The following is an 18,798-nucleotide window of genomic DNA, read 5'->3' on the forward strand; positions in this document are numbered from 1 at the left end:
AGCCCGCCATGGAAATCATTGCCAACAATTTCGTCCCGCTGATGTTCGCGGGTCTGCTGTTCTTCCTGCTGACCGGCTTTCCGGTGGCGTTTGCCCTGGCGGCCACCGGCCTGTTCTTCGGCCTGATCGGCATGGAGGTCGGGCTGTTCCCCTCCAACCTGTTCCAGGCGCTGCCGCTGCGCGTGTTCGGCATCATGCAGAACGACACGCTGCTGGCCATTCCGTTCTTCACGCTCATGGGCATCATCCTGGAGCGCAGCCGCATGGCCGAGGACCTGCTGGAAACCGTGGCCCAGGTGTTTGGCCCGGTGCGCGGCGGTCTGGCGGTCGCGGTCGTGCTGGTGGGTGCGCTGCTGGCCGCCACCACGGGCGTGGTGGCTGCTGCGGTCATTTCCATGGGCCTGATCTCGCTGCCCATCATGCTGCGCTATGGCTACAACCGCACCATTGCCACCGGCACCATCACCGCCTCGGGCACGCTGGCGCAGGCCATCCCGCCCTCGCTGGTGCTGATCGTGCTGGCTGACCAGCTGGGTCGCTCCGTGGGTGACATGTACGCGGGCGCCCTCATTCCCGGCTTGATGCTGGTCGGGTTGTACCTGGCATTCATCGCGGCCGTGGCTATCATCAAGCCCAAGTGGGTGCCGGCGTTGCCGCCCGAGGCCCGCATCTACCGTGAGGACAACGGTGCCTCCGGTCACGTGTCGCTGCTGGTGCTGCTGGCCATCTGCGGGGCGGTCAGCTACGTGTGGTCCCTGAACCACGAGTCCATCATCAATCCGATGATTGGTCGCGAGATGGCGCCAGCTGGCGACGAAATCGTCATCATGTCGATCACCGTGGGCTCCTTCCTGGCGCTGGCCCTGGCGCTGGTCAACCGTCTGCTGCGCCTGGGCCTGCTGTCCAAGCTGGCCGAGCAGGTCACCTTCGTGCTGATTCCGCCGCTGGTCCTGATCTTCCTGGTGCTGGGCACGATCTTCCTGGGCATTGCCACCCCGACCGAGGGTGGTGCCATGGGCGCGCTGGGTGCCCTGATCATGGCCGGGGCGCGCCGCACGCTGAGCGTCAAGCTGCTCAAGGAGGCGCTGGAGAACAGTACCAAGCTGTCGATCTTCGTGCTGTTCATCCTGATCGGCTCGACGGTGTTCAGCTTCACCTTCAACGCGGCCGATGGCCACATCTGGGTCGAGCACCTGTTCGACAAGCTGCCGGGTGGCCAGATGGGCTTCCTGCTGTTCGTGAACCTGCTGGTCTTCGTGCTGGGCATGTTCATCGACTTCTTCGAGATCGCGTTCATCGTGATCCCGCTGCTGGCACCGGTGGCCGAAAGCCTGGACATCAACCTCATCTGGTTCGGTGTGCTGCTGGCCATGAACATGCAGACCTCGTTCCTGACGCCGCCCTTCGGCTTTGCGCTGTTCTACCTGCGCAGCGTGGCCGCGCGTGAGGACTACAACGACAAGGTGACGGGTGAGCGGATCCCGGCGGTCACCACGGCGCAGATCTACAAGGGTTCGATCGCCTTCATCATCCTGCAGCTCATCATGGTCGGGGTGATCCTCTTCAACCCGCAACTGGTGACCGGTAGTCTGGGGCAGGCGGTCAAGGTGGACGACGCGGCGGTGACCGACATGCTCAACAACATGCAGGATCTGCAGTTTGACGAGCAGCCGTCGGCAGAGCAGGGCGACGAGCCCGCCGCCGAGGGTGAGGAACCGGCCGCTCCGAGCCTGGAGGCACCGGCTGCGGAGGGCGAGGCCGAGGTGGATCCTGCCAAGGCGCTGGAAGAAGCCATCAAGAAGGCCGAGTGAGGCCCGCCGCCATGCAGATCGACGTCAAGGTCCTCGATGCTCGTCTGGCCGACCAGCTGCCCGCCTACGCCACACCCGGCAGCGCCGGGCTGGATTTGCGGGCTTGCCTGGAAGCACCGTTGACCCTGGCGCCCAACGCCTGGCAACTGGTGCCCACCGGCCTGGCCATCCATCTGGCCGACCCTGGCTACGCCGCCATGATCCTGCCCCGTTCGGGGCTGGGTCACAAGCATGGCATCGTGCTGGGCAATCTGGTCGGGCTCATTGACAGCGACTACCAGGGCCAGCTCATGGTCAGCGCCTGGAACCGCAGCGATGTTCCCTTCACCATTGAGCCCATGGAGCGAATTGCCCAGATGGTCATCGTGCCGGTTGTGCAGGCGAGTTTTCGCGTGGTCCAGGACTTCGATCAGGCCACGGCGCGAGGGGCGGGTGGTTACGGTTCGACCGGCCGCGGCTGATCGGCGGCTTGGCCCAAAACAAAGGCGCTCCCATGGAGCGCCTTTGCTTTTTGGGGTGCAGACGGGATCAGTGCAATGTGGGCTTGCCGTCGGCGCCAGTGGGCGGGATGCTGTCGGCGTCCACCTGCATGCGAAAGAACCCGGTGCCCAGGGTGCCGCGTCCGATTTCTTCCAGTTCGGCTTCGCGCACGCTGTGGATCCGCAGGTGCAGGCGCAGGGCGATGCCCGCCAGCGGGTGGTTGCCGTCCATCACCACGTGGTCCGGGTAGATGTCACTCACGAAGTACAGGCGATCGGCTGGCGCGGCGGGATTGCAGCCCGCGGGCAGCCCTTCGAAACCCATGCCGACCTCGATTTCGTCCGGGAACAGGTGCCTGGGTTCCAGGAACAGCAGCTGGTCATCGTAGTCACCGAAGGCATGCTCGGGCTCCAGATGCAGTTCCAGGCGGTCACCCGGTTCATGACCCTGCAGGGCTTCTTCGATCTTCGCCAGCAGGTCCTTGCCACCGATCAGGAACTCCACCGGGTCGTCCGACTCGTCCAGCACCTCGCCCAGGGTGTCTTTGAGGGTCCACGACAGACCCACCACACATTGCTCAGAGATTTTCATCGCACAATTGTCCCATGACCGCCAAAAAGACCCGAGCCGCCGACGCGGCAGACACCACCCGCTTGCCCCAGCAGTTGCTCGGCGGCCTGTCGCCAGCCACCTTCATGCGCCGTTACTGGCAGAAGAAACCCTTGCTGATCCGGCAAGCCATTCCCGGATTTTCGCCGCTGCTGGATCGGGCGGCGCTGTTTGACCTGTCCGGCCGGGAAGAGGTCGAGTCGCGCCTGATCGTCCACAGCGAGAAGGGATGGCAGCTCAAGCATGGCCCGTTTGGCAGGCGCCAGCTGCCCGCCTTGTCGCAGCCCCGCTGGACCCTGCTGGTCCAGGGCGTGGATCTGCACGTCAATGCGGTCCATGAACTGATGCAGCGGTTCCGGTTTGTGCCGGACGCACGCCTGGACGACCTCATGATTTCCTGGGCCAGCGATGGCGGCGGCGTTGGTCCGCACTTCGACAGCTACGACGTCTTCCTGCTGCAGGCCCAGGGGCAGCGACGCTGGCGCATCGGTCGCCAGAAAGACCTCTCCCTGCAGCCCGATGTGCCATTGAAGATCCTGAGCAATTTCGAGCCTGAGGAAGAGCATGTCCTCAACCCCGGCGACATGCTCTACCTGCCTCCGAAGTGGGCCCACGATGGCGTGGCGGTGGGCGGTGACTGCATGACGTACTCGGTGGGCTTCCGGGTTCCGCAAAGGGGGGGGCTGGCGGCCGAACTGGTGCAGCGCATGGCCGATGCCTTCGAGGACAGCACGCTCTATCGCGACCCGGGTCAGCCGGCCACGGCCACACCGGCCGCGATGCCCGCGGCACTGGCGGATTTCGCGGCCGAGGGATTGCGCAAGCTGGTCGAGGACCGGGCCTCGCTGGCGTGTGCGCTCGGCGAGGTGATGACCGAGCCCAAACCGCGTGTCTGGTTCGACGAAGCCAGCGCCCCCTGGACGCCGGGTGCCTTGCGGCTGGACCGGCGCACCCGCATGATGTACGACCGCCAGCATGTGTTCATCAACGGTGAGAGCTTTCGGGCTGGCGGGGCCGACGCCCGGCTGATGCACCGGTTGGCCGATCAGCGGGTCCTCAGCGCCCGGGCCGTCCAGCGCGCCAGCACCGATGCCCAACTTCTGCTGCAGGAGTGGCACGAGGCGGGCTGGCTGCATCGGGTTGACGAGTGAGCCTGGCCCTGTTGACCTCGGGAGCTGTCCATGACATCTGAAACCTCGCCATTGCCTCCGCCCTTGCCTGAAGGCCGAATCCAGGGCCGGGAGGCGTTTGCCGACCTGGTGCGACAGGCGGTGCAGACGATGGCGGTGACCCGGTGGACCCCTATCGTGTTCAGTGACCCGGATTTCGCGGACTGGCCCCTGGGCGAGCGTGCCGTCATCGAAGGCCTTCATGCATGGGCCGGGCGCGGACGGCAGATTCGCTGGCTGGCCCATGATTTCAGTGCCTTGCGCCAGCTTCACCCTCGCCTGGTGCAATGGCGCACCACCTGGTCGCACATTGTCGAAGCCCATGCCTGTTCGTCCAATGGGTCACCTGCCTTGCCCAGCGCGATCTGGACGCCGGTGTGGTGCATGGAGCGGATCGATCCCGAACATGGTGTGATGGTCGCCGGGTCAGATGCGCCTCGCCGGCTGGCGTTGAGGGAGCGACTGCAGGCCTGCTGGGACCGCGGGACACCTTCGTTTCCGGCATCTGTGCTGGGGCTTTGATGGTTTATGTCTAGGCACAAAGGGTGTAAGAAAACGAAAAAATCAGCAAGGGTTAATCCGGATGGATGAATATCGATATCATTGCTATCCATGCCGAAATAATGCCGGTCAGCTGTGCCGGCAACGTGACTTTGCTGATCATCATCCACTGGAAGAAACCATGAACAAGTCCATCATCCTGGCCAGCCTGCTGGCCGCTGTCGCTCTGGCCGCCTGTGGCAAGAAAGAAGAAGCCGCCGCTCCGGCCGTGGCACCTGTTGTCGAGGCCGCCAAGGAAGGCGCCGCAGCCGTGACCGACGCAGCCAAGGACGGCGCTGCAGCCGTGACCGAAGCAGCCAAGGAAGGCGCCGCAGCGACCGCTGATGCCGCCAAGGATGCGGCTGCAGCTGCCACCGATGCCGCCAAGGACGCCGCTGCCACCGCCGCCGATGCAACCAAAGAGGCTGCCGACAAGGCTGCCGAAGCCGCCAAGGCCGCAGCCGACGCCGCCAAGGAAGCTGTGCAGAAGTGATCCCGGCTGGCCTGTCCATCGGGACAGGTTCTGGGCAAGAGAAAAGCCACCGTGTGATTCACACGGTGGCTTTTTTTTCGTGGTTCAGCCTGCGTGCGCAGGCCGTTGGGTCGCAGGGTCAGCGCAGGTCTTCACCCAGCAGCTTGACGATGGTTTGTGCGTTGGCACTGGTGTCCGGACGCCCCTGGCTGTTGAGGACTGTCACGGTGGTCAGGTCAGCGGTGCTCTTGACGACGATGCGATGCCGGTCGGGTGAGGATTCCGGTGCCGAGCGCCCGAACAGTTTGCCCAGGAAGCCAGGTTTCTCCTGGTTGTCGGGGCGGGCGGCCACGAAACGCACGAAGTAGACGCCCTGGCTGCGGTCACGGTCTTCCACCGTGAATCCGGTGCGGTCCAGTGACAGGCCGACCCGTCGCCAGGCGCGGTCGAAGTTGTCCTCAAATTGCAGGGCGGGCGCGCCGTCGACGGTCACCTGGCGGGCGGCCCCCTGCTTGGGCGCGGTCGCGGCCACGGCCTTGGCCTGTTCCTCGGTCACCCCCAGCTTGACCATCAGGCGACGCAGGAACTCTGTTTCCAGCTCGACGTCGGAGGGACGCGGCTGCCACACGGTCTGGTCTTTCTGGGTGTTGGTGTACACCTCGATCATGCCGCGGTGGGTGATGTAGATTTCGGTGCCGCCGGCCGCGCTGCGCTCGAAGCGGGTGCGGAAGCGGTCCCGTTCTCCCGTCGAGTACAGGCTGTCGAACACCTTGCCGATGGTGGCTCGGATGAAGTCCTGGGGGATCTTGGCGCGGTTTTCGGCCCAGTCCGTTTCCATGATGCCCAGTTTCTCCTGGTCGGTCTCCAGCTCGAAGCCGTTCTCTTTCCAGAAATCGCGCACGGGGCCCCAGAGCTGCTCGGGGGGCCGGTTGATGACCAGCCAGCGTTGGGTACCAGCCCGTTCGATGCGCACATCGCCGGCGGCCTGGATGGCGGTCGCCGCCGGAGAGGGCGACGCGGCCGCGCTCTGGTAGCCGCTGGCGGTGGCCGTGCCACCGGGCATGGCATAGCGGGAATCGCGGCTCAGTTGCGTGAGGTCCGGCGGCACTTCCAGCGTGCTTCCCCGCTGGGCCGACTTGTAGTCGATCTTGTCTTCCTGCAGGACGGTGCATCCCGAGGCCAAGGCGGCGGCCACGGCCAGAACGGTCCATTGGCCCAGGCGGGAAAGAGGCTTGTTGGCAGCGTGCATGTTCTGTAGCGATTAGGTTCAGTCGATCAGGCCGCTTTGTTGGAGGGCGCTTTCCACGACGGGTTCCAGCGATGCCGTCAGCGGTGTCAGTGGCAGGCGCATCGTACCGCCACACAGACCCATGCGCGCCATGGCCCATTTCAGCGGGATCGGGTTGGCTTCGACAAACAGGTTCTTGTGGACCGGCATCAGGCGGAACTGGATTTCCATGGCGCGCTTGACGTCGCCCGCCAGCGCGGCCTTGCACAGCTCGTGCATCAGGCGCGGCGCCACGTTGGCCGTCACGCTGACATTGCCATGGCCGCCGCACAGCATCAGGGCGACCGCGGTCGGGTCATCGCCGGAGTAGATGGCAAAGCCCTTGGGGGCCTCGCGGATGAGCCACTGGGCACGCTCGATGTTGCCGGTGGCTTCCTTGATACCCACGATGCCCGGCACCTGGGCCAGACGCAGGGCGGTCTCGACCGACATGTCGGCCACGGAACGTCCCGGCACGTTGTAGAGGATGACAGGCAGGTCGCCCGTGGCTTCGGCAATCGCCTTGAAGTGCTGGTACTGGCCTTCCTGGGTGGGCTTGTTGTAGTAGGGCACGACCTGCAACTGGCAGTCGGCGCCGACACTGCGCGCGAACTTGGCCAGTTCGATGGCTTCGGCAGTGGAGTTGGCGCCACATCCCGCCATGATCGGCACGCGGCCGGCCGCCTGTTCCACGGACACGCGGATGATCTCGCAGTGCTCTTCGACGCTGACTGTCGGCGACTCACCGGTGGTGCCGACCACGCCGATGCAGTCGGTGCCTTCGGCAATATGCCAGTCGATCAGTTTGCGCAGGGCGGCGTAGTCGATGCTGCCGTCTTCATGCATGGGCGTGGCCAGAGCCACGATGCTGCCGGTGATGGTTTCCATGATTCCTGATGGAGTGTGGTGATGGTGCGCTGTCGGGGAGATGGCAGGCTGGCCGGGGGCAATCTCTCATTCTAACCAGCGGTCAGGCTGGCGGGATCGGCGGCGGGGGACAGAAAGTGCCTGGCGGGCGCCTCGGGCGGGCACGGCCTCTCGCGCACCGCCACGATCCGCTGCACGAAGCGTTCCGGCTGCTGGAGGAATCCGTCTTCGTAGGCCAAGATGCGCAGCGTCGGCTGGCAGATCGTCAGCAGTTCGCCAGGCTGCAGCAGGAAGTCGGGCCGGGAGGGCTTGCCCACGCTGGCATTGCCATGGGCGAAGGTCTCATAGATGAGCACCCCGCCGGGGGCCACACTGTCCACCACGGTGGGCAGCAGCGGTCGCCAGAGGTAATTGGTGACCACGACGGCGTCGAACTGCCGGCCAGGCCATGGCCACGGACCATTTTCGATGTCGGCTTCGACCAGCTCGCCATCCACGGCGGCATCGGCCAGGGCCTGCGCAGACCGATCCACCCCCGTGACAGGATGGCCTCGCTGGGCGAACCACCTCAGATGCCGGCCAGCCCCGCAGGCCACGTCCAGGACCCGGCCACCGGGCCTGACGAGGTGAGTCCATCGACGCACCCACTCGGATGCGGGTTCGTTACCGTGCATCAGAAGCAGCTCCAGAGTTGGTCGGCCAGCTGGATCAGGAAGTCCGGCTCCTGGTACAGCGTGAAGATGCCCAGCAGCGTCAGGCCGATGCCGACCCACAGGAGTCCCTGCTGGAGGCGGTGACGCAGGGTGGCATTCATGCCGCGGCTCCGGCGCGTGCGGGTCCACGGCCGATCGCGGTCTCGCGCACCGGCAGGTTCACCAGTGCGGCGAAGATGCCCAGGGCGATCGAGATGTACCAGACGATGTCGTAGCTGCCGGTGCGGTCATAGAGCAGGCCGCCGAGCCAGACGCCCATGAAGCTACCGATCTGGTGACTGAAGAACACGAAGCCGCCCAGCATCGAGAGGTGCGCCACACCGAAGATCTGCGCCACCACCGCGTTGGTCGGGGGGACCGTGGACAGCCAGAGCAGGCCCATGGCGGCCGAGAACACGTACACGCTGGCGGGCGTCAGCGGTGCGATCAGGAACAGCGTGATGGCCACCGAACGTGCCAGGTAGATGAAGGCCAGGATGTGCCGCTTGGCCATGCGCTGGCCCAGCGAACCGGCCACGTAGGTGCCCACCACGTTGAACAGCCCGATGATGGCCAGGGCGTAGCTGGCGACCTGTGGCGACAAACCCTGATCCTTGAGGTAGCTGGGCATGTGCACGCCGATGAACACCACCTGGAAGCCGCAGACAAAGTAGCCGGCCATCAGCAGCTGGAAGCTGCGGTAGCCAAAGGCCTCGCGCAGGGCCTGTGCGATGGTCTGCTCGCGCCGTGCGGCCGCTGCGGCCGCAAACCCGGGTTCCCGCAGGAAGGCGGCCAGCGGCATGATCAGCAGCACGGCAGCGGCCAGCACCATCAGGGCCTGCTGCCAGCCAAAGCTGGCGATGAGCCAGCCCTCCACGGGCACCATGAGGAACTGCCCGAAGGACCCGGCTGCGGCGGCCACCCCCATGGCCCATGAGCGCTTTTCGGCCGGGATCTGTCGCCCGATGACCCCGTAGATGACCGCGTAGGTGGTGCCGGCCTGGGCGGCACCGATGAGCACGCCGGCGGTGAGTGCGAACAGCGTCGGGCTGCTGGCGGTCGCCATGCCATAGAGGCCCAGTCCGTAGAGCGCAGCACCTCCCACCAGAACGCGGAAGGCGCCGAATCGGTCGGCCGCCATGCCGGCGAAGATACCGAACAGGCCCCAGGCCAGGTTCTGGATCGCCATGGCGAAAGCGAAGTTCTCGCGTGTCCAGTCCTGGGCCTGGGTGATCGGTTGCAGCCAGAGACCGAAGCCGTGGCGCACCCCCATGGACAGTGTGACGATGGCGGCGCCACAGATGAGCACCTGGGCGGCCGACAGGCGGGGAGCGGAAGCAGAAGTCATCCCGCGAATGTACCGAAATGCCGGCCCGGGGGTGTGTTGCGCGCGTGTCTTGACCGCATGAAATTTTGCCGGGTCATTGATGCGGCCGTCGCAAGAATGCGACCGCCCAGTCGGATTCTGTATATTCATACAGTGAAATCCGGTGTCTCTGCTTACAATCCGCGTCCATGGCAAGCCAGAACCCCCCCGCTTATTCAGAAGGCTCCATCCGCGTCCTCAAGGGCCTGGAGCCGGTCAAGCAGCGCCCGGGCATGTACACCCGGACGGACAACCCGCTGCACATCATTCAGGAAGTGCTGGACAACGCCGCCGACGAGGCGCTGGCCGGCTACGGCAAGAAGGTCCGCGTGAGCCTGCACGCCGACGGGTCGGTCAGTGTCGAGGACGACGGCCGCGGCATCCCTTTCGGCCTGCATCCCGAAGAAAAGGCCCCGGTCATTGAACTGGTCTTCACCCGGCTGCATGCGGGCGGCAAGTTCGACAAGGGCAAGGGCGGGGCCTACAGTTTTTCGGGGGGCCTTCACGGCGTGGGCGTCAGTGTCACCAATGCCCTGGCTACGAGGATGGAGGTGACCAGCCATCGGGAGGGGCAGGTCGCCCGGCTGGTGTTCGCGGGCGGCGATGTGATCGAGCCGCTGGTGGTGCGGGCGCAGGCAGAGGGCGACCGCAAGCAGGGCACCACGGTGCGGGTGTGGCCGGACCCGAAGTACTTCGATTCACCCGCACTGCCGATGGGCGAGCTCACGCACCTGCTGCGCAGCAAGGCGGTGCTGATGCCGGGGGTCTCGGTCACCCTGCACAACGAGAAGACCCGCGACACGCAGACCTGGCAGTACAAGGGTGGCCTGCGCGACTACCTGGGCCAGACGCTGAGCGCCGATCCGGTGATCCCGCTGTTCGAGGGCGAAGGTTTTGCCGACAGCAAGGACGAAAGCTTTGCCGAAGGCGAGGGCGCGGCCTGGTGCGTGGCGTTCACCGAAGACGGTGCGCCCGTGCGGGAAAGCTATGTCAACCTGATTCCCACGAGCGCCGGAGGTACCCACGACAGCGGCCTGCGCGACGGCCTGTTCCAGGCGGTCAAGAGCTTCATCGAGTTGCACGCACTGCTGCCCAAAGGCGTCAAGCTGCTGCCCGAGGACGTCTTTGCACGGGCCAGCTATGTGCTGTCGGCCAAGGTGCTGGATCCCCAGTTCCAGGGTCAGGTCAAGGAGCGCCTGAATTCCCGCGACGCGGTGCGGCTGGTGTCCGGCTACGTGCGGCCCGCGCTGGAGCTCTGGCTCAATCAGCACGTGGATTACGGTCGCAAGCTCGCCGAACTGGCGATCAAGGCCGCGCAAAGCCGCCAGAAAGCCGGCCAAAAGGTGGAGAAGCGCAAGGGCAGCGGCGTGGCCGTGCTGCCGGGCAAGCTGACCGACTGCGAGAGCCGGGACATCCTCCACAACGAGATCTTCCTGGTCGAAGGTGACTCGGCGGGCGGCAGCGCCAAGATGGGCCGGGACAAGGAGTGCCAGGCCGTGCTGCCCTTGCGCGGCAAGGTGCTCAATACCTGGGAGGTCGAGCGTGACCGCCTGTTCGCCAATACCGAGATCCACGACATCTCGGTGGCCATCGGTGTCGATCCCCACGGCCCGATGGACCAGCCGGACCTGTCGGGCCTGCGCTACGGCAAGGTGTGCATCCTGTCCGATGCCGATGTGGACGGATCCCACATCCAGGTCCTGTTGCTGACCTTGTTCTTCCGCCATTTCCCCAAGCTGATCGAGGCGGGTCATGTGTATGTGGCGCGTCCTCCTCTGTTCCGGGTGGATGTGCCGGCCCGGGGCAAGAAGCCCGCCTCCAAGCAGTACGCGCTGGATGACGGTGAGCTCCATGCCATCTTGGACAAAGCCGAGAAGGACGGCGTGCCGCGCGAGAAATGCCAGATCAGCCGGTTCAAGGGCCTGGGCGAGATGAGTGCCGAGCAGCTCTGGGACACGACCCTCAACCCCGATACCCGCCGTCTGCTGCCGGTGACGCTGGGCGCCATGGACTTTGCCGCCACCGAGTCCCTGATCGCCAAGCTGATGGGCAAGGGTGAGGCCGCTGCGCGCCGTGACCTGATGGAGCTGCACGGCGACTCGGTGGAGGTCGACATCTGATGGGCCGGTGCATCAGGACGTGCGCTTCACTGCTGCTGGGCCTGTCGTGCCTGGCGGCGCAGGCGCAGGTCTGGGGGTTCGTCGACGAGCGCGGTGTCCCGCATTTCGCGTCTGAGCGCCTGGATGACCGCTACCAGCTGTTCTATGCCGGTGATGGGGCCGTGGGAGAACCATCAGGGGCTGCTGCCGGTGCGGTCACGGCGCCGCCCGGCCTGCTGGCTTCCTTTGAGGTGTCGACGGCCTACAAGGCGGTGCGCCATCACCTGCGCGAGGCCGCTCGCGCCAACGGGATCGAATACGAACTGCTCAAGGCGGTGGTGGCCGTCGAATCGGGCTTCGATCCCCACGCGGTAAGCCCCCGGGGGGCCGTGGGGCTGATGCAGATCATGCCCGGGACCGCCCAGCGTTTTGGTGTGCGTGCCAGCGCCGGCGGATCTCTGGAACAAAAGCTCTCCGACCCGCGCACCAACCTTCACGCCGGTGCGCGCTACCTGGCCTGGCTGATGAAAAAATTCGACGGGCAGGTGGACCTGGTGCTGGCCGCCTACAACGCAGGCGAGGGTGCCGTGTTGAGGCACGGTCGCCAGGTGCCGCCGTACCGTGAAACCCTGAACTATGTGCGCAATGTCAACGAGTTGCGTCAGCGGCTTCAGCCGCCGCGCGTCATTCGGCAACCGCAGGCGCGACTGACAGATCTGGCTCCAAGCACCGCATCGCTCTGATACCCATGGATTCCCTCATCACTGAACCCACCGCGCCCGCTGGTCCCGCCGATGACAGCCTGGCCGCTTACGCCCAACGTGCCTACCTGGAGTACGCGCTGTCCGTCGTCAAGGGACGGGCCTTGCCCGATGCCTGCGACGGACAGAAGCCGGTGCAGCGGCGCATTCTCTACGCCATGGAGCGCATGGGTCTGGGCTACAGCGGCCCAACCCGTAACACGCCGGCCAAACCGGTCAAGAGCGCTCGCGTGGTGGGTGACGTACTGGGTCGCTTTCATCCGCACGGTGACCAGGCGGCGTATGACGCGCTCGTGCGCATGGCGCAGGACTTTGCCCAGCGCTACCCGCTGATCGACGGTCAGGGCAACTTCGGCAGCCGTGACGGGGACGGGGCGGCAGCCATGCGGTACACCGAGGCCAGGCTCTCACGCATCACCAGCCTGCTGCTGGACGAGATCGATGAAGGGACCGTCGACTTCGTGCCCAACTACGACGGATCCACCGAGGAACCCCGTCAATTGCCGGCGCGTCTGCCGTTCTCGCTGCTCAACGGGGCCAGCGGCATTGCCGTGGGCCTGGCCACCGAGATCCCCAGCCACAACCTGCGCGAGGTGGCCGATGCCTGCGTGGCGCTGGTGCGCAACCCCAAGCTGACCGATGATGAGCTGTACGGTCTGATTCCCGGGCCGGACTATCCCGGCGGCGGCCAGATCATCAGCCCCGCCGGCGACATCGCCGACGCCTACCGCACCGGCCGCGGCAGCCTCAAGGTGCGTGCCCGCTGGAAGATCGAGGAACTGGCGCGCGGCCAGTGGCAGCTGGTGGTGACCGAACTCCCGCCTGGCGTGAGCAGCCAGAAGGTGCTCGAAGAGATCGAGGAGCTCACCAACCCCAAGGTCAAGGCGGGCAAGAAGGCCCTGACTCAGGACCAGACCCAGCTCAAGGCCAGCATCCTCATGGTGCTCGACGGGGTGCGCGACGAGTCGAGCAAGGACGCGCCGGTGCGCCTGGTGTTCGAGCCCAAGAGCAGCCGCATCGAGCAGCAGGAGCTGATCACGGCCTTGCTGGCACACACCAGTCTGGAGACTTCGGCACCCATCAATCTGACGATGGTGGGGCTGGATGGCCGGCCGACCCAGAAGTCCCTGCGGCAGATGCTGCTGGAGTGGATCGAGTTCCGCCAGACGACCATCACGCGCCGGTCGCAGCACCGGCTGCAGAAGGTGCTGGACCGCATCCACATCCTCGAAGGGCGGCAGCTGGTGCTGCTGAACATCGACGAGGTGATTTCGATCATCCGCAGCGCCGACGAACCCAAGGCCGCACTCATCGAGCGCTTTCGCCTGTCGGACCGCCAGGCCGAGGACATCCTGGAAATCCGGCTGCGCCAGCTGGCACGACTGGAGGCGATCAAGATCGAGCAGGAGCTCAAGGAACTGCGCGAGGAGCAGGGCAAGCTCGAAGACATTCTGGGCAACCCTTCCACCCTGCGCCGCCTGATGATTCGCGAGATCGAGGCCGATGCCAAGGTGTTCGGGGACGAGCGGCGCACGCTCATTCAGGCCGAAAAGAAGGCCGTCGCCGAGATCAAGGTGGTGGACGAACCGGTGACGGTCGTGGTGTCTTCCAAGGGCTGGGTGCGAGCGCGCACCGGTCACGGGCATGACCCGGCGGGCTTTGCCTTCAAGGCCGGGGACGGTCTTTACGGCACGTTTGAATGCCGCACGGTGGACGTGCTGATCGTGTTCGGCAGCAACGGCCGCGTCTACAGCGTGCCTGTGGCCAGCCTGCCGGGGGCCCGGGGCGATGGCCAGCCGATCACGACGCTGATCGATCTGGAGGCCGGGACACAGCCCGCCCACTATTTCGCAGGTCCGGTCAACGCCACCTTGCTGCTGTCCGGCACGGGCGGCTATGGCTTCCTGGCGACCGTCGAAAACCTGATCTCGCGCCAGAAGGCGGGCAAGGCCTTCATCAGCGTGGGCGAGGGCGAAACCATCTGTGCGCCTTCGCACGTGGCCCACACCTCTGGCGATCAGCCACTGGTTCCTGCGACCCATGTGGCCTGCGCCTCCACCGGTGGCCGCATCCTGACCTTCGAGATCGGTGAACTCAAGCAGATGGACAAGGGTGGCCGCGGGCTGATGCTGATCGACCTGGAGCCGAAGGACATGCTGGCCGGCGCCTGCGCCTACACGCGCAGCGTGAAGATCGAGGGCGTGGGCCGCGGCGGCAAGGAACGTGACGAGACCCTGGAGATTCGCAGCCTGAACAATGCCAAGGCCGGGCGTGGCCGCAAGGGCAAGGCGGCCGATTTGGGATTCAAGCCCCAGCGCATCACCCGGGTGGAGTGATCTTTCATCACCACCCTCGCCAACATGATTCCAACAGGCTTCCTGGACAATCGCCTCAAGGGTTTTCCGACGGATCACCCCGCGCTGGCCATCGCGGAAGCTGGCCTGCAGGGATGGGATCTGCTGCGCGGTGACCTGATGCTGCCGATGGCGGTGCTCAAGGCGTCCGCCCTGGCACACAACCTGCGCTGGATGGCCGATTTTTGCCGTGAGCGTGGGCTGGACCTGGCCCCGCACGGCAAGACCACCATGTCCCCGGAGTTGTGGCAGCGGCAGATCGAGTCTGGTGCCTGGGCGATCAGCCTGGCCACGGTGTTTCAGGCGTCCGTGGCCGCGCGGCATGGTGTTCGCCGGGTGCTCATCCCCAACCAGGTGCTGCAATGGGCCGAGTTGGATGCCCTCGTCAACCTGCAGGACGAGGTACCGGGTTGGTGGGTGAGCTTTCTGGTCGACTCGCCGCAGCAGGTCATGCAGATCGAGGCGTGGGCACAGGCCCGTCAATGGACGGGGCGTTGGCCGGTGCTGCTGGAAATGGGCATCCCAGGGCAGCGAACCGGTTGCCGGGACAGCGGGCAGGCGCTGGACCTGGCGCGGCGCATTCATGCCAGCCACTGTCTGCGCCTGGTGGGCGTGGAGTGCTACGAGGGACCGTTGGCCAGCTGCGATCACGACAAGGATCGGGCTGGGGTGCGCAAGCTGATGGACCGTGTCGAGGCGGTGGCCAGGGGCGTGGTCGCCGAACAGCTTTGCGATCTGACCGAGGCCGACGGGGGGGCGTTGATCCTGAGCGCCGGCGGCTCGGCCATCTTCGATCTGGTGGCCGAGCGCCTGTTGCCCGACCTGGGCGTTCCTGTGCGTGGGGTGCTGCGTTCGGGCTGCTACCTGACCCACGACCACAGCCGCTACCAGCGCTACCTGTGCTGTGTCGGTGAGCGCCTGAACCTGCGCGAGACCCTCAGGCCAGCCATGGAGGTGCTGGCCTGCGTGCAGTCCTGTCCCGAGCCAGGGCTGGCCTTGCTGACCATGGGCAAGCGCGATGTCGGTCAGGACATGGGGCTGCCCGTTCCCCTGTGGTTGGCCGATGGCCGGGGTGGATCGCCCAGGACCACCCCTGGTCATTGGCACATCGATGCGCTCAATGACCAGCACGCCTATCTGCGGTTTGACCCTCAGGCGCCCGGGCATGAGCACCCACAGGTGGGGCAGACGGTGGCGTCAGGGATTTCGCACCCTTGCACCACCTTCGACAAGTGGCGCTGGATGCCGGTGGTGGACGATCGCTACCGTGTGGTCGCGGCGATCACCACCTGGTTCTGAGCCTCGGCCCGAGCGGGCGTCAGTCGCCGACGGGCTGGCCAATCGCGTAGAAGAAGCCGCCTGCGACATGGTGCAGGCTGCGCAGATCGTCGGGCGCCGTCTCGAAGTGCCAGCGTCCATCGGAGAACACCCGGTCATCGGCGCTCGACTCAATGACTTCCGCGAGGATGAGGTCATGCGGACCCGCCACATGCGCCGTGGCGGGCAGCACTCGGCACTCCAGATGGGCGATGCAGCCTGAAACCAGGGGCGCGCCTGTGCGGGGCCCTGGCGCATGGCTGACGCCGCATCGCACCAGCTTGTCTGGATGCTGCAGGCCGCTTTCGCTGCCCACCGCCCGCACCAGTGCCGCCTGGGCCACGCAGGGCACACTGACCACGAGATGGCCGGAGGCTTCCACCAGCTGGCGGGTGAGGGTGGCCTTGTCGATCACGACCGCCACCTTGGGGGTGTCGAAATCCAGGGGCATGGCCCAGGCCGCCGCCATCACGTTGGCCCGGTCACCGGACCGGCTGCCCACCAGTACGGTGGGCCCGTGGTTGAGCAGCCGGTACGCCTTGTCCTGGGGAACCAGGCGGAACATCAGGCCAGTTCGGCGATCAGTTCGATTTCCACGCAGGCCCCCATCGGGATCTGGGCGACCCCGAAGGCGCTGCGGGCATGGGCACCAACCTGCGGACCGAAGACCTCGCCGAACAGCTCGCTGGCACCGTTGGTGACCAGGTGCTGCTCGGTGAAGGTGCCGGTGCTGTTGACCAGGCTCATCACCTTGACGATGCGCTTGACGCCGTTGAGATCGGTCCCGGCCGCCTGGCAGGCCGCGTGCAGCGTGCCCATGAGGTCGATGGCGATGGCGCGCGCCGCGGCCTTGCCTTCCTCGGTGCCCATGGTCAGGCCCAGTTGTCCTACCCAGGGCTTGCCGTCTTTCTTGGCGATATGGCCGCTGAGGAAAACCTGCTTGCCCGTCTGCACGAAGGGCACGTAGGCGGCGGCGGGCACGGCCACCGGGGGCAGTTCGATACCCAGTTGGGACAGTTTGTCGTAAACGCTCATGAAGGGGCTCCTCTTTGTGACCGGACATTCTAGGATGCCACTGTCAGTCCCGCTTCAGTGGACTGCGCTGATAATCAGGAGTTTGCCCCCATAAGGAGATGCCATGAACACCACCCCCAGCGGTTTGCAGTACGAAGACACGGTCGTCGGACAGGGCGAGGTTGCCCAGGCCGGCCGGTATGTGCAGGTTCATTACACCGGCTGGCTCTACAACGACGGCGTGCAGGGCAGCAAGTTCGACTCCAGCAAGGACCGTGGCCAGCCGTTCGAGTTTCCGCTCGGCGCCGGCCATGTCATCAAGGGTTGGGACGAAGGCGTGCAGGGCATGGCTGTGGGTGGCACCCGCCGTCTGGTCATCCCGCCGCAACTGGGCTACGGCGCGCGTGGCGCGGGCGGTGTGATCCCCCCCAATGCCACCCTGCTGTTCGAGGTGGATCTGCTGGCGGTCTGACCGCCTGCCGTCGACGCAAGCTGAACAACAGCACCAGGCCCGTCGGGCACTGGTGCCATCGGTGGCTGGAGGGCCGCCTCAGGAGACATCACACCATGACATCCCGATCCATCCGCTGGGCAGCTGTCGCTGCCGCGTTCCTGCCTGCGCTGGCGCAGGCCGCTGATCTGGACGGCAGCCAGCTGTCCATCCTGTGGGGCGTGCCCTTTGCCGGCATTCTGCTGTCGATTGCCCTGATGCCGCTGCTGGCGCCGATGTTCTGGCACCACCACTTCGGCAAGGTGTCGGCCGCCTGGGCGCTGGCCTTCCTGCTTCCGTTTGCGGTCTTCTTCGGTCCCGCGGCCGCGGGCGCCGGCATCGTCCATGCGATGCTGGCCGAGTACATCCCGTTCATCATCCTGCTGACGGCGCTTTACACGGTCTCCGGGGGCATCTATATCCGGGGCAACCTGCATGGCAGCCCGGGCCTGAACACCGCCATCCTGGCCATCGGTGCGGTGCTGGCCAGCTTCATGGGTACCACCGGTGCCTCGATGCTGCTCATCCGCCCGCTGATCCGGGCCAACGACAACCGCAAGCACGTGGTGCATGTGGTCGTGTTCTTCATTTTCATCGTCTCCAACGCCGGTGGCTCGCTCACTCCTCTGGGAGACCCGCCGCTGTTCCTGGGCTTCCTCAAAGGCGTCGAGTTCAGCTGGACCTTCATCCACATCCTGCCGGAGACGGCCTTCCTGCTGGGGTTGCTGCTGGCGCTGTTCTACGCCATGGACTGGTGGTTCTACCACCGCAAGGAAGAGATCCAGCCTCAGGACCCCACGCCGGATGATCGAAAGTTCGGTTTTGATGGTGGCGTCAACTTCGTGCTGCTGGCCTGCGTGGTGGGCCTGGTGCTCATGAGCGGCCTCTGGAAGTCCGACGTGGTGTTCAACATAGCCGGCACCGAGGTCGGCCTGCCGGGCATCCTACGTGACATCGGCCTGATCATCGTCACCGTGGCATCGCTGCAGGTGACGCCGGGCAGCGTTCATGCCGACAACCAGTTCAACTGGGGGCCGATGCAGGAGGTGGCCAAGCTGTTCGCCGGCATTTTCCTGACCATCATCCCGGTGATTGCCATGCTCAAGGCCGGCGTCGACGGTCCCTTCAGTGCCATCGTCAGGGCGGTGACCAACCCGGATGGCACGCCCAACCCGGCCATGTACTTCTGGGCCACCGGCGTCCTGAGTTCGTTCCTGGACAACGCGCCGACCTATCTGGTGTTCTTCAACACCGCGGGCGGGGATCCGCAGGTGCTGATGACCACGCTGGCCCCGACGCTGGTGGCCATTTCCGCCGGGGCCGTGTTCATGGGAGCCAATTCCTACATTGGCAACGCGCCCAATCTGATGGTCAAGGCCATTGCCGAAGACCGTGGTGTCAAGATGCCGAGCTTCTTCGGCTACATGGCGTGGTCCGGGGCCATCCTGGTGCCCCTGTTCGCGATCATGACCTGGCTGTTCTTCGTCTGA

19 protein-coding genes are annotated in these 18,798 nt (G+C 65.7%); 11 read left to right on the top strand and 8 right to left on the bottom strand.

Annotation, left to right across the window (positions count from 1 at the left end):
* Window positions 1–8: 8 nt before the first annotated feature.
* Both ACFQNJ_RS07100 and dut read left to right on the top strand, forming a co-directional pair.
* A complete protein-coding gene (locus ACFQNJ_RS07100) occupies window positions 9–1,811 on the top strand; it encodes a TRAP transporter large permease (protein WP_382255453.1) in 1,803 nt (600 codons plus the stop codon).
* A gap of 11 nt (window positions 1,812–1,822) precedes the next feature.
* The gene (dut, locus tag ACFQNJ_RS07105) at window positions 1,823–2,272 is read left to right on the top strand and encodes a dUTP diphosphatase (protein ID WP_382255456.1); all 450 of its coding nucleotides are present in this window, start codon (window positions 1,823–1,825) and stop codon (window positions 2,270–2,272) included.
* A gap of 67 nt (window positions 2,273–2,339) precedes the next feature.
* On the opposite strand, the gene ACFQNJ_RS07110 is transcribed toward dut, so the two are convergent.
* Entirely contained in the window at window positions 2,340–2,882 is a 543-nt protein-coding gene (locus tag ACFQNJ_RS07110; protein WP_374639912.1) for an FKBP-type peptidyl-prolyl cis-trans isomerase, read from the bottom strand.
* 14 nt (window positions 2,883–2,896) lie between these two features.
* On the opposite strand from ACFQNJ_RS07110, the gene ACFQNJ_RS07115 reads away from it, so the two are divergent.
* The 3 genes from ACFQNJ_RS07115 to ACFQNJ_RS07125 all read left to right on the top strand — a co-directional run bounded on the left by ACFQNJ_RS07115 (window position 2,897) and on the right by ACFQNJ_RS07125 (window position 5,102).
* A complete protein-coding gene (locus tag ACFQNJ_RS07115; RefSeq protein ID WP_382255460.1) occupies window positions 2,897–4,051 on the top strand; it encodes a JmjC domain-containing protein in 1,155 nt (384 codons plus the stop codon).
* Window positions 4,052–4,081: 30 nt separating this feature from the next.
* Window positions 4,082–4,591, top strand: a complete 510-nt coding sequence (locus tag ACFQNJ_RS07120; protein ID WP_374639914.1) for a hypothetical protein — start codon at window positions 4,082–4,084, stop codon at window positions 4,589–4,591.
* A 160-nt stretch (window positions 4,592–4,751) separates the two neighbouring features.
* Window positions 4,752–5,102 (top strand): hypothetical protein, encoded by a 351-nt coding sequence (locus ACFQNJ_RS07125; RefSeq protein ID WP_382255463.1) that lies wholly within the window; start codon window positions 4,752–4,754, stop codon window positions 5,100–5,102.
* 118 nt (window positions 5,103–5,220) lie between these two features.
* Here the strand turns inward: ACFQNJ_RS07125 and bamC are convergent, their stop codons facing one another.
* The 5 genes from bamC to ACFQNJ_RS07150 form a co-directional block, all read right to left on the bottom strand.
* Complete coding sequence (gene bamC / locus ACFQNJ_RS07130) at window positions 5,221–6,330, bottom strand: outer membrane protein assembly factor BamC (protein ID WP_382255465.1); 1,110 nt, start codon at window positions 6,328–6,330, stop codon at window positions 5,221–5,223.
* 18 nt (window positions 6,331–6,348) lie between these two features.
* On the bottom strand, window positions 6,349–7,236 hold the full coding sequence (gene dapA / locus ACFQNJ_RS07135; protein ID WP_382255468.1) for a 4-hydroxy-tetrahydrodipicolinate synthase: 888 nt from the start codon (window positions 7,234–7,236) through the stop codon (window positions 6,349–6,351).
* 71 nt (window positions 7,237–7,307) lie between these two features.
* Window positions 7,308–7,889, bottom strand: coding sequence for a class I SAM-dependent methyltransferase (locus ACFQNJ_RS07140; RefSeq protein ID WP_382255471.1), 582 nt, complete (start codon window positions 7,887–7,889; stop codon window positions 7,308–7,310).
* The gene (locus ACFQNJ_RS07145; RefSeq protein ID WP_382255474.1) at window positions 7,889–8,029 is read right to left on the bottom strand and encodes a hypothetical protein; all 141 of its coding nucleotides are present in this window, start codon (window positions 8,027–8,029) and stop codon (window positions 7,889–7,891) included. Before ACFQNJ_RS07145 ends, ACFQNJ_RS07140 begins: the two co-directional genes overlap by 1 nt.
* Window positions 8,026–9,255 carry an MFS transporter gene (locus ACFQNJ_RS07150; protein ID WP_382255477.1) on the bottom strand — a complete coding sequence of 410 codons (1,230 nt, stop codon included), beginning with the start codon at window positions 9,253–9,255 and terminating at the stop codon, window positions 8,026–8,028. The genes ACFQNJ_RS07145 and ACFQNJ_RS07150 overlap by 4 nt, the downstream gene beginning before the upstream one ends.
* 167 nt (window positions 9,256–9,422) lie before the next feature.
* On the opposite strand from ACFQNJ_RS07150, the gene ACFQNJ_RS07155 reads away from it, so the two are divergent.
* Genes ACFQNJ_RS07155 through ACFQNJ_RS07170 form a run of 4 tightly spaced genes read left to right on the top strand, consistent with a single transcriptional unit; the run spans window position 9,423 to window position 15,786 of the window.
* Complete coding sequence (locus tag ACFQNJ_RS07155; RefSeq protein WP_382255479.1) at window positions 9,423–11,393, top strand: DNA topoisomerase IV subunit B; 1,971 nt, start codon at window positions 9,423–9,425, stop codon at window positions 11,391–11,393.
* Entirely contained in the window at window positions 11,393–12,115 is a 723-nt protein-coding gene (locus ACFQNJ_RS07160) for a lytic transglycosylase domain-containing protein (protein WP_382255481.1), read from the top strand. Before ACFQNJ_RS07155 ends, ACFQNJ_RS07160 begins: the two co-directional genes overlap by 1 nt.
* Before the next feature lie 5 nt (window positions 12,116–12,120).
* Window positions 12,121–14,469 (top strand): DNA topoisomerase IV subunit A, encoded by a 2,349-nt coding sequence (parC, locus tag ACFQNJ_RS07165; protein ID WP_382255483.1) that lies wholly within the window; start codon window positions 12,121–12,123, stop codon window positions 14,467–14,469.
* A gap of 24 nt (window positions 14,470–14,493) precedes the next feature.
* Window positions 14,494–15,786, top strand: a complete 1,293-nt coding sequence (locus tag ACFQNJ_RS07170) for an amino acid deaminase (RefSeq protein ID WP_382255486.1) — start codon at window positions 14,494–14,496, stop codon at window positions 15,784–15,786.
* A 19-nt stretch (window positions 15,787–15,805) separates the two neighbouring features.
* On the opposite strand, the gene ACFQNJ_RS07175 is transcribed toward ACFQNJ_RS07170, so the two are convergent.
* Together ACFQNJ_RS07175 and ACFQNJ_RS07180 are read right to left on the bottom strand one after the other, a co-directional pair.
* The gene (locus ACFQNJ_RS07175; RefSeq protein ID WP_382255489.1) at window positions 15,806–16,369 is read right to left on the bottom strand and encodes a flavin reductase family protein; all 564 of its coding nucleotides are present in this window, start codon (window positions 16,367–16,369) and stop codon (window positions 15,806–15,808) included.
* On the bottom strand, window positions 16,369–16,839 hold the full coding sequence (locus ACFQNJ_RS07180; protein WP_374639928.1) for a RidA family protein: 471 nt from the start codon (window positions 16,837–16,839) through the stop codon (window positions 16,369–16,371). The genes ACFQNJ_RS07175 and ACFQNJ_RS07180 overlap by 1 nt, the downstream gene beginning before the upstream one ends.
* A gap of 103 nt (window positions 16,840–16,942) precedes the next feature.
* Between ACFQNJ_RS07180 and ACFQNJ_RS07185 the strand changes: the two genes are divergently transcribed.
* Both ACFQNJ_RS07185 and ACFQNJ_RS07190 read left to right on the top strand, forming a co-directional pair.
* Window positions 16,943–17,290 carry an FKBP-type peptidyl-prolyl cis-trans isomerase gene (locus tag ACFQNJ_RS07185; protein ID WP_374639929.1) on the top strand — a complete coding sequence of 116 codons (348 nt, stop codon included), beginning with the start codon at window positions 16,943–16,945 and terminating at the stop codon, window positions 17,288–17,290.
* 95 nt (window positions 17,291–17,385) lie between these two features.
* The gene (locus ACFQNJ_RS07190) at window positions 17,386–18,798 is read left to right on the top strand and encodes a sodium:proton antiporter (protein ID WP_382255492.1); all 1,413 of its coding nucleotides are present in this window, start codon (window positions 17,386–17,388) and stop codon (window positions 18,796–18,798) included.

Source organism: Hydrogenophaga bisanensis (assembly GCF_042665135.1).
In the GTDB taxonomy this organism is placed as follows: Bacteria; Pseudomonadota; Gammaproteobacteria; order Burkholderiales; family Burkholderiaceae_C; genus Hydrogenophaga; species Hydrogenophaga bisanensis.